Below are 10,312 nucleotides of genomic sequence, written 5' to 3'. Positions count from 1 at the left end.
CCCGACAAACTTACCTAGCCCGGAAAGTTGCATAAGCCGTGGATCACATCTGGGGGCAGGTCCAACAAGCCGCACATCACCGGTTGGTGTTGCGGTCCTCTCGGCTGGGGACAATCGTTCCAGCGCATCTGGCCGGGCTTCACCGCGCCGATGCTGGCCATCGCGAAAGGCATGGTTGAGACGATCGAGGCGCTGGAAAGCGTTGATCCAAAGGTCGGACCCTACTTTGTCGACGCCACAGACCTCTTCGACACGGATGAGCCCGAGTTCGAAGATGAGGCCAAGGCAAGCTAACTCAGGCACGCGGCATTTGAAGCGATCCTTGTCAGGTCCTGCCATTATTTGGGTTGTCCCGATAATCGCCGCTTTGTACCGCGTCGAAGCCGCGGGCCGTCAGTTCGATTGTCCCGGCGTCGGGCGCGGTCACGTAACCGAGGTGGGTCAACTCGGAAACAGACACTGCAACAGCGGGATCCGTACCGAAGCGCGCCTCCAACGTTGTCATTATCATGCGCGCGCCGGGCTTGCGGTGTGTCTCGCGGAAAAGATCCAGAATCTCACAGGCCGTCTCGCTGAGCTGCATTCTCCGGGTCCCGTAATCTGAGCCATCCGACGAGTGGTGTTCGATTTCTATAAACACCTAAATGCAGCCACTTTATGGGATGCCGACACGGGGAGCGAAGCGCACTCTTGAAGTTGCGATCAGCGTCAGGTTGCAAGCTCTTCATCAATGACACTGAGATGCACCAATTTCTCTCCGAAGCGGGCATGCTTCCCCGGAACCACACGATCTCAGCATCGTTTCCGACAAGACAGGACAAGAACCGAAGGAGGGCTGCCATGGCCAAACTCGGGCGCAAAGACGAATCGCAGAAGAGTAAGCACGGTGGAAATTACAGTGGCCACCACAACAAGGACGCCGATCAACCCAAGAGCCCACGCGGCGGCGGCAGTAGCCAAGCTGCGGGCAAGGACCCTCACCGGGGAGATCATGGACGTCACCGCTGAGGCATCATCGGTTAGGAACTTGGGGCGGCAAAGCTTCACTGGAGCGGCTGGTCCGCAAACAGCCACCAGGTGCATTACGTCTGCCCAAGTCGCAAAGGCTCGGCTCGAGACGTGCGTTGATCGGCAGGGTTGGTGCCGACAGGATGGTGGACGAGCTTTGCAACCTGATCGGGAACGAAGAAGGAGCGTTGGGCCCGCCTCGCTGACTTTAGGCGCTTCAGTTGGCTCTGATGAGCCGCATTGTCGCGGCATCGAGGATCCACAGCACGTTGCTGGAGTGCTTGGCGAACTGCCGTAAACGCTCCTCGGCCTCACGCAGGGCCGGTGGATCCCACCCACGGCCGACCGTTCTCGAACATAGGCCGGCCATGGGTCGATACCGAGCGCTCGACCCGATCCGCAATCCCGATTACCCGGAAGTCGACGCGGTAGCCCCTATCCCCTGCGGGATTGCTGCACCGGGCAACCGCTGCTGTCAGTAGTGTGGTGAAGGTTCTGCAAATGGCCTGAGCGGGGCGGTTGTGCCAGGATGGTGATGTTCGACGTAACGCACTCCGAGAGGAGCCCCACCATGACCAGCACCAAGGATAAACCTGCTACCGCTGCCATCAAGGACCTTCTGAACCACCACCCGGACAGCCTGCGCGAGATCGTGCGCGCCGTCATGCAGGAGATGCTCGAAGGCGAGATAACAAGAGGAACAAGAGACCCTTGAAGCGGCTCGCGAGCTTGAGGCGTAGCCCGCTTTCGCACGAGAGTATCAGCAGCGCGCCGGGACTGAGGGAACGATATCGGCAGGTGACCGAACCTGCACCTCCGGCGCTCACGCCACATCGGGTTGGCCAAGACGCATCTACAACACGTGCTCACGGCAGCCGCCATGAACCTCGTGCAGCTCGGCGCCTGGTTCCCTAGCACACCACTTGCACGAACGCGTCAATCCGCATCGTCAAGCTCATGATGGCTCGAACCCCAGCGTGATGAATTCGCCAGCAGTATCAGAAGCGTAGCAAGACCATGGTCAGTATCGCTCGCGGTTGTGGAGAATTATGTAGGTTGACTTCCCGATAGGGTTATGCAGTCGTGCCGTCGCTGCGCTCACCTGGCTCCGGAACTGTCTGACTTATCGGCGCGACGCGCGCCCTGTCAAAGTAGTCCCGGTGCACAGCGGGTTGATCAGGATAAGAAGGTGCGGACAATGCCAGGTGCTGTCCCGATGAGCCACAGACCCGGTCAAGCCGGCCAGCGATAGCGTTTGAATCCTATTGACCCGCCGATGTTCAGTTGTCCGCCCGCACCGTGAAGAGATTGGGGTGTGGCCGTGGCTGGGAACGAAGATACTGGGGCGGTGTCTTGACAGAGGCACCGAAATACGCGGCTGCGTGCCAAGGCCAGCGGGGATCGTAGAGTACCGCGCGGGCAAGGGCGATCAGATCCGCATCACCCGTGACCAGAATGGATTCCGCCTGCACATAGTCGGTGATGAGGCCTACGGCGATGACGGGCATTCCGACCGATTTGAGGGAACGGGCCAGCGGTACTTGGTAGCTCGGCCCCACCGGGATCTTCTGCGCCGGCGTCAATCCACCGCTCGACACGTGGATTCCGCTGCCGCCGTGTGCTTTGAGCGCTTTGGCGAAAACCAGCGTCTCTTCGATTGTCCAACCACCCTCGGCCCAATCCGTGCCTGATACGCGCACCGTCACCGGGCGCTCTGCCGGAAAGGCGGCGCGAACGGCGTCGAACACTTCGAGCGGGAAGCGGATCCGGTTCTCCAGGGAGCCGCCATAACTGTCATCCCGCTGGTTCGACAGGGGTGAGAGAAACTGGTGGAGCAGATAGCCGTGCGCCACATGGATCTGAACGGCGTCGATGCCGAGCCGGGCTGCGCGTGTTGCCGCATCGGCAAAGGCATCTCTCACCCGCTTGAGGCCGTCCTCATCAAGGGCCTTCGGCGGAACCTCGCCGACGTCGTGAGGGATCGCCGAAGGCGCTTCTGTCTGCCAACCATTGGCATGGTCGGGCGGGATTTGTTTGCCGCCTTTCCAGGGCACCTCCGTGGAAGCCTTGCGCCCGGCATGGCCCAGTTGGATCGCGATCGGCATGTCGGACCAGCGGCGGATGCCGTCCAGGACGCGTCGCATGGCAGCCTCGCATTCATCGGAATAGAGGCCCACATCCCCATAGGTGATCCTGCCTTCAGGCAGAACTGCCGTCGCCTCGACGGTCAGGAGCGCCGCGCCCGACAGTGCAAGCTGGCCCAAGTGGATCAGGTGCCAGTCGGTCATGCAGCCGTTCTCAGCCGAGTACTGGCACATGGGTGCTATGACGATCCGGTTAGTGAGTTCGAGATCTCCGATCCGGAAGGGGGTGAAGAGTTTTGCGTGCGACATGAGCTGCCTCTTCGGTTGCAGATGATCGTATCTTCGTAAGGAACACAATGACCCTAAAGCCCTCTGTCGTGAGGTTGTTAGGTGGCTCCGTTTGTTTGAACAGCGGTTTTGGTTTGCTAAGTGGAGCGTATGCCGGGGGTACGCTGCCGCGCGTTGCGGGAGCCGCTTGATTAAGCCTGAACGGGTGTCCTCCGGTCGAGGCTCCAATGAGGCCTCCGGGTATTGCAAAAGGTCAGATACAGACCGATCGAATCGCGTGTTTCAACGACACTGTCGTAGGCCTTCAGAAGTAAGATCCGACGACATCGTTTCAACGTTCCAATCGTCAGATCCACCTCTGAGATGCGATGCTGATCCTGTTGCTGCGGTGGACATGACAAGCATAAGGATCTGTGGTGCAGACAGCGAGAGGGACCCTCCGGAAGGCGGCGATCCGGCCCAACCGCAGCAGGGCTTCCGAAAGCCAGAGTTACATGCAACGTTGTTACTCCACATTTCCTTGTGCTCTCTTATTTCAAGAGGATGACACGGGCATCGCCTCCACGCTCCAGCACATTGAGCGACATATCCTGCTCGTGCCGGTGCAAACTCAGGGTAAAGCTTGATGCATTCAGGTGCAGCCCTCGGATCAAAACCTCGCCTAGGAAATCCGGCAGAATCGGATCGTTGAAGTGGACCGTGTTGCCTTGGTAGTCGAGTTCCAGCCCCAAGGTGGCCTGGAGGAGCGCAAACGGCGTTGCCGCAGCCCAAGCCTGCGGCGAGCAGGCCACGGGATACGCTGTCGGTCCACGATGGCGCCGGCGCGTGAAACCGCAGAACAGCTCGGGCAGACGACGGGACTCCTGATAGGTGGCCACCTCGAACATGGCCTTGAAGACTTGCGCCGCGTCAGCCTTCAAGCCATACCGTGCGAGCCCCAGGGCGATCAGCCCGTTGTCATGGGGCCAAACCGAGCCGTTGTGATACGACATCGGATTGTAGCGGGCTTCGCCTCGCGCCAGGGTACGAATGCCCCAGCCGCTGAACAAATCGGGGCTCAGCAGCGTCGTGGCAACGCGGCGGGCGCGGTCCGGAGCGGCAATCCCGGCAAACAAGGCATGCCCGGCATTTGACGTCCGTACGCGACAAGGCCGCTTGGCTCCATCAAGCGCCAAGGCGTAGGTGCCGATCTCCTCGCACCAGAACGCGGCCTCGAACCTCTCCCGAAGGTTGCCGGCTTTTCTGGCAAGTCTGTCGCCGAGATCGTGCCGATGGAGTGCATGCGCAAGTCGCGCCGCCGCCTGTTTGGCCGCGAAGACATAAGCCTGCACCTCGCATAGGGCGATGGGGCCCTCGGCTCCCGAGCCATCGGCGTGGAAGATGGAATCGTGGCTGTCCTTCCAGCCCTGGTTGGCAAGCCCCTTTTCAGTTTCCCGGTGATACTCGACAAAGCCATCGCCATCGCGGTCGCCGTACACATCACACCAGCGCAGGGCCGCTTCGATATTGGGCCAGATCGCCTCGATAGTTTCGCGATCACCAGTGCGCTCGTAGTACTGACCGGCTAGCATGACGAAAAGGGGGGTGGCGTCCACAGTGCCATAGTAGCGCCGGAACGGCACCTCACCGAGCTGGGCCATCTCGCCCAGGCGGCGCTCGTGCAGGATCTTGCCGGGCTGAGCGTCCGCGGCAGGATCGACCTCGGTGGCCTGCATCCCGGCCAAATAGCGCAGCACCCCTTTGGCAATCGATGGATCCGCCCACAGGAGCATCATTGCTGTGATAATCCCGTCGCGTCCGAACACTGTGCTGTACCAGGGTATACCGGCATACGGGTACAACCCATGCTCGGTCGGTGTGACCAGCATGTACATGTCTGATGATGATCGCGAGATGATCTCGTTGAACAGGCTATTCGAGGTCTTCACCTTAGTGATCTGTCGTGTCGCCGCTCGCAAGGCCCGGCGGTTGTCACGCAACGCTTTCAGGAAGTTCGGTGCCCTGGAGCTAATAGCCTCCCCAGACTTCTGCTCCTCACAGGCCACCGTGATCAGGACTGAACGGCGCTCGTCGGGCTCCAGGGCTATCTCGTAGACAACCCGGTCGGCCCCGAGTTGCGTCGGCCATGGCTCGAAGCGCAGCACGGTCTGCCGCACGATCCCGTCGAGTCCCTCGTAGCTGAAGACGACGCGATCGGGAGCCAGCGTCTCGACGGAATGGCGGCCGCGACGCGCCCTCTGCATGCCCCGGACCTCGAACAGATCTCGAAAGTCGGCGGCGAAACGACATTCGAGGTGGAAGACGCGCCGGCGAGTGTCGTAGTTGCAAAGGCCAATCCGCTCGAAGAGGACCCCCTGCCAAAGGAACTTGGTCCGGCTGAGCGCGACAATATCGCGCGGGAGCGCGGTTTCCGTTCCAGGCCGGATGTCGGGGTTCGTCAGATCAACAGTGAGTGCCGCGTTGTCGTCCTGAATGACCGAGCCCAACAGCAGCGGCCGCTTGCCGTCAAACCGCAACACGAACCGTGACAGGTAACGCGTATCCTGAAAGAACAATCCTTCCGGACTGGGCTGCATGATGCCACAGTCTCCATTGCTATCGAGCACGGCGAAGGCGTCGCCGGTCTTCAGCGTTCGCAAGGTGCGCTCCACTAAGGAGTTCTGCGCCTCGATGTAGCCTTCGGAAAGTTGCTCCGAGACAGGCTCTGTGTGGTCCGAAGACGGCCCGGTGACGCGATCGTTCATACCGACCCCCGTTGCTGTTGACGCGCTGGTACCATTCGTCTCGACCAACATCAGCTCGACATTGACTGACTGAATCTGACTGCTGACGTGACGTCAATTAGGCTCTTCTGATCATGGCCATGTCCTGTAGGAAAGGTTCCATCGTGACATAACTCTCCGCTATGCATGTTGCTGGGGAACAACGTTCGAAAGAACACCTGAGCCACTGCTCGCGATCTTCCGAGATGTCATCGCCGGCCCCGCAACTCGGCGGATCGGCTGAGGGCGTTTGCAGGGTATGTCGGCGACGTTAGCTTGACTGGACTTGGGGTGGCACTTCGGTTGAGCAAGAGCTTATAGGCGGCAAGATAGCCTGCCACCATGCGGCAGACGGTGAAGTGCTGCTCGAAGTGAGCCCGAACGGCGGAGCGGTTGATAGCGTCAACGGTCTCAACCGCAGCGACGGCCTCATCAACAGATTCCACTACTCGTCCTGAAACGCCATCGGCAATGACTTCAGGCACCGAACCGTTGCGCCAGGCAATCACAGGCGTGCCAGCCGACATGGCCTCGATCATCACGAGGCCAAACGGCTCGGGCCAGTTGATCGGGAATAGAAGAGCGCGTGCATGCCCGAGGAAGTCGCATTTTGCACTCTCGTCGATCTCCCCGACGAACTCGACGAGCGGATGATCCAGCAGCGGGCGGATGACCTCGAAATACTCTTGGTCCGCCTTGTCGACCTTGGCGGCGATCTTGAGCGGGACACCTGCGCGTTTGGCAATCTCGATGGCCCGGTCGGGCCGCTTTTCGGGCGAAATGCGACCAAGGAAGGCCAGATAGTCGCCACCACGCGCATCGAACGGGCAAACGGTTGAAGGCAGGCCGTGATGAACAGTCGCAAGCCAGCTCACGTCTGGCGGCATGGGGAGCCGCTGACTGTTGGAGATGGACACCAGCGGCATCTCGCGAAAGGTTCGAAACACCGGCATGAAGTCGGGCCAATCAAGTCGTCCATGCAAGGTCGTGAGGCACTTGTGAGCGATGTCCCGGAACAACACGTGCTGGAGGAGGTCGACGTGGAAGTGGATCACGTCAAAGGCATCCGCGCGGGCCCGGACCTTGTCCAGCATCACCAGATGGCTCGCGGTATGATCACGAATGCCGGACAGGCGCAGACTGCACGGGGTACAGGGGACAAGATGAGCCGATGTCACGGAGTCGCCGCTCGCGAAGAGTGTCACCTCGTGTCCCTGAGCCACCAGCTCCTCTGTGAGCCAGGAGACAACCCGTTCGGTGCCGCCGTAGAGCTTGGGCGGTACGGCTTCTGCCAGCGGGGCGACCTGTGCGATGCGCATCGAGTGCTTCTTTCTGCGATCAAGTGGTTTGGGTTATTCAGGAGCCGGGGACCTCACCAGCAGCGATGCTTCATGACCTCGGGCACACAGCATCGGCTTGGCCAAGATCGCCCCCGCGGAAGCTGCTGATTGCGGCGGCGCGGTGGGCTTCACCGATCACCGCCCTGCGTGGGACCGAAGGGACGCTGTTCCACCCTGCCCGGCTCCAGTCGGACGGCACTCATGCCGCCGGCCGTCGTGTGCGGGCCTGGTTGAACAGGCCAATCATGTCGCGGTTGAAGGCTGGGATGTCATCGGGCATGCGGCTGGTAATTAGATTGCCGTCGACGACGCTCGCTTGGTCGACCCAGTGGGCTCCAGCGTTCTCCAGATCGGTTTGGAGTGATGGCCAGGAGGTCATGCGCCGTCCCTGCATCTTGCCGGTCTCGATCAGGGTCCAGGGACCATGGCAGATGCTGGCCACCGGCTTTCCGGCATCAACAAACGCCTGCACGAAGGCGATCGCGTTGTCATCCATCCGCAGCCTGTCGGGATTGATCACGCCGCCTGGCAGCAGAAGGGCGTCGAAGTCGTCAGGCTTCGCTTGGTCGAGGGGCACGTCTACTGCAACCTCATCGCCCCAATCGGTAAAGTTCCAACCTCGCGCTCGGTCGCCTTTGGGTGAAACGACCAGGGTTTCGGCCCCGGCCTCATCCAAGGCCCTTCGGGGTTCGAGCAGTTCGACCTGCTCAAACCCGTCCGTGACCAGAATGGCCACCTTCAGCCCGTTCAGGTTTCCGTCTGCCATGGATCCGTCTCCGTTCAATGCGAGGTGGGTTGATAGGGCAGTGCCTCATGAGCACAGCCCCGTCTGCCAGCACGAGGTGGGGAGAAGCGCCCGAACTGCTATGATTTCCCTTGGCCAGTACGTGCCAGGCCTGCCCAATGAGTGGTCGGTCGAGCCAAGTCATCGGATGTCGAGAAATGATAGGCAGCGGGGTGCCGTTCCTAGGGACTATCACTGAGGGAGCAACCGTCATGGCCAGATAGACATCGCCGTGGTAGGCAATCGCCTAACGCTGGATCACGGATACTTTTGTTGCATCACCTGTTAGGCCACAGGATCTTATGTCCACCCCGGAGGCAAGCCGACAGTTGTTCCTCATCCGGTTGGCGTAACGGATCCTGGGCTGCGGAACGAACGCTGACTACCACCTTTTGCCGGATCCCTAGACCGCCCAAGCCGAACGATCGAGGCTCGCTATGGAAGCCAGAGTGCGGGAACGGAAAGCCCCCGCTAATGAGGCCGGGATGGAAGACCTCGTCGTGACGCGCGCCGAGGGCAGCCTCATCTTCGACGCGAACGGCCGCCGCTATATCAACTTCACGGCCGGCTGGTGCGTTGGCAATCTTGGCTGGGGGCGCAAGGACATCATTGCGGCAATCCGCGACTTCGACGGCCCGACGTACGTCCATCCCTATTATCGCTACCAACCCTGGGCAGAGTTGGTTGACCGCCTGACACAACTCGCGGGCGGTAGGCTGACGCAGTGCTTTCGAGCGGCCGGCGGCAGCGAGGCCGTGGACATCGCCCTGCAGGCGGCGATACTGCATACCGGGCGCAGCAAGTTCGTCGCCATCGAGGGCAGTTATCACGGCAATGCCATTGCTAATCGCGGCGTCGGAGACTCCCATCTCCGCGGGCGCATTCCGGGCCTGCGCCCATCCTCCGCCAAGATCAAGCCACCGCTCGATGCCACGCGCCTGGAGCGCGTCGAGGCTCTTTTGAGTCGGGAGGACGTGGCCGGTTTCATCATGGAGCCTATCATCTGCAATCTCGGCGTCCTCATTCCAGACCGCACTTTCATGCGAGGCGTCCAGAGGTTGTGCCGGCGTTACGGCACACTCCTCATCATCGATGAGGTAGCGACCGGCTTCGGCCGGACGGGTCGCATGTTCGGCTTTGAGCTGTTCGGCCTCAAACCCGACATCGTGTGTCTCGCCAAGGCTGTCACCGCGGGTTACGCTCCCATGGGGGCGACGCTGACCATCCGGGCGGTTGCAGCGGCCATGCAGGAGCTCGGCGTCTATTCGACCTATGGCTGGCATCCGCTCAGCGTCGCGGCGGCTTTGGCGAATCTTCAGATCTGGGCAGAGCAAGGAGACGAGATCCTGGTCGACGTCGCCACTATCGGCGCTTTCATGCGGGAGCGCCTGTTGCAGATGCCATTTGGCCCTCAAACGGAGGTGCGCGTTCAGGGACTGGCGGTCGGGGTCGATATTGGTGATGCCGAATATGCCGAGCGCATTCAGACTCGCTGTCGCGAGAACGGCCTTCTGATCACTACCGAGGACACGACACTGACCTTGTTTCCCGCACTGACCATTGATGACGTGACCGCCGTGGAGGGACTGCGGATACTGGCGCAATGCCTGCAACCTACCGTCAGGGTAAACCCTGTAAGGTGTGATGGCGGAAGAATGCCTGTTGGCGCAGCCGTACCGCTGATCTGTCCATGAGCCCGGGCTCGGCCGAACACGACCTGGACGCGATGTAGGCTGGCTCCGGTGCTCAAGCGGGTGAGCACATCTGCGATCACTTCGCGCTGCACGAGTGCTGGAGCTACCGCAAGGCTGCTGGTGGATATGCGGCCGTGTAATCGTCCGATGCCCTAGGTCCGGCCTCTGTCTGGTGTGAGGAGCGGATTGCGCGTTGGTCTGTCGGCGGAGCCGCAAGCGAAAGGTCTGAGCCTACTCTGGATTTCGCGACATCTCCCGTCAGGTTCGCAAGGGCCAGTGCCAAGGCGTAGGCGTCGAATGGCTTCTCCCAAGTCGCGACGTCTCGATACTCGGCCGGCAGGGAAGCTTGGCT

At 61.0% G+C, this 10,312-nt stretch carries 9 protein-coding genes and 1 pseudogene; 4 read left to right on the top strand and 6 right to left on the bottom strand.

Going from position 1 to position 10,312, the window contains the following annotated elements; translation table 11 throughout:
* Positions 1 to 171: 171 nt before the first annotated feature.
* Positions 172 to 294 (top strand): hypothetical protein, encoded by a 123-nt coding sequence (locus KBI52_RS33395; protein ID WP_256439458.1) that lies wholly within the window; start codon positions 172 to 174, stop codon positions 292 to 294.
* A gap of 31 nt (positions 295 to 325) precedes the next feature.
* Here KBI52_RS33395 and KBI52_RS03940 read toward each other — a convergent pair whose 3' ends face one another.
* Complete coding sequence (locus KBI52_RS03940; protein WP_210805477.1) at positions 326 to 583, bottom strand: hypothetical protein; 258 nt, start codon at positions 581 to 583, stop codon at positions 326 to 328.
* A gap of 996 nt (positions 584 to 1,579) precedes the next feature.
* Here KBI52_RS03940 and KBI52_RS03935 point away from each other — a divergent pair.
* Both KBI52_RS03935 and KBI52_RS33915 read left to right on the top strand, forming a co-directional pair.
* Positions 1,580 to 1,723, top strand: coding sequence for a hypothetical protein (locus KBI52_RS03935; RefSeq protein WP_173947656.1), 144 nt, complete (start codon positions 1,580 to 1,582; stop codon positions 1,721 to 1,723).
* A 123-nt stretch (positions 1,724 to 1,846) separates the two neighbouring features.
* The gene (locus KBI52_RS33915; protein WP_371823108.1) at positions 1,847 to 1,969 is read left to right on the top strand and encodes a hypothetical protein; all 123 of its coding nucleotides are present in this window, start codon (positions 1,847 to 1,849) and stop codon (positions 1,967 to 1,969) included.
* Between the two features lie 319 nt (positions 1,970 to 2,288).
* Here the strand turns inward: KBI52_RS33915 and KBI52_RS03925 are convergent, their stop codons facing one another.
* The 5 genes and pseudogenes from KBI52_RS03925 to KBI52_RS03910 all read right to left on the bottom strand — a co-directional run bounded on the left by KBI52_RS03925 (position 2,289) and on the right by KBI52_RS03910 (position 8,248).
* The gene (locus KBI52_RS03925; protein ID WP_210805475.1) at positions 2,289 to 3,401 is read right to left on the bottom strand and encodes an NADH:flavin oxidoreductase/NADH oxidase; all 1,113 of its coding nucleotides are present in this window, start codon (positions 3,399 to 3,401) and stop codon (positions 2,289 to 2,291) included.
* A 170-nt stretch (positions 3,402 to 3,571) separates the two neighbouring features.
* Positions 3,572 to 3,688, bottom strand: a pseudogene (locus KBI52_RS32645) (IS3 family transposase); the annotation flags it as partial.
* Positions 3,689 to 3,910: 222 nt separating this feature from the next.
* Complete coding sequence (locus KBI52_RS03920; RefSeq protein WP_210805473.1) at positions 3,911 to 6,124, bottom strand: amylo-alpha-1,6-glucosidase; 2,214 nt, start codon at positions 6,122 to 6,124, stop codon at positions 3,911 to 3,913.
* Positions 6,125 to 6,351: 227 nt separating this feature from the next.
* Entirely contained in the window at positions 6,352 to 7,461 is a 1,110-nt protein-coding gene (locus KBI52_RS03915; protein WP_210805471.1) for a glycosyltransferase family 4 protein, read from the bottom strand.
* 220 nt (positions 7,462 to 7,681) lie between these two features.
* Positions 7,682 to 8,248 carry a type 1 glutamine amidotransferase domain-containing protein gene (locus KBI52_RS03910; RefSeq protein ID WP_173947658.1) on the bottom strand — a complete coding sequence of 189 codons (567 nt, stop codon included), beginning with the start codon at positions 8,246 to 8,248 and terminating at the stop codon, positions 7,682 to 7,684.
* Between the two features lie 503 nt (positions 8,249 to 8,751).
* On the opposite strand from KBI52_RS03910, the gene KBI52_RS03905 reads away from it, so the two are divergent.
* The gene (locus tag KBI52_RS03905) at positions 8,752 to 9,960 is read left to right on the top strand and encodes an aspartate aminotransferase family protein (RefSeq protein WP_210805469.1); all 1,209 of its coding nucleotides are present in this window, start codon (positions 8,752 to 8,754) and stop codon (positions 9,958 to 9,960) included.
* The last annotated feature ends 352 nt before the right edge of the window (positions 9,961 to 10,312 follow it).

It is taken from the genome of Microvirga sp. HBU67558 (assembly GCF_018069605.1).
Taxonomy (GTDB): domain Bacteria; phylum Pseudomonadota; class Alphaproteobacteria; order Rhizobiales; family Beijerinckiaceae; genus Microvirga; species Microvirga terrae.
Note: the sequence above shows the minus strand (reverse complement) of the source record. Positions and strands in the feature narration are given on the sequence as shown.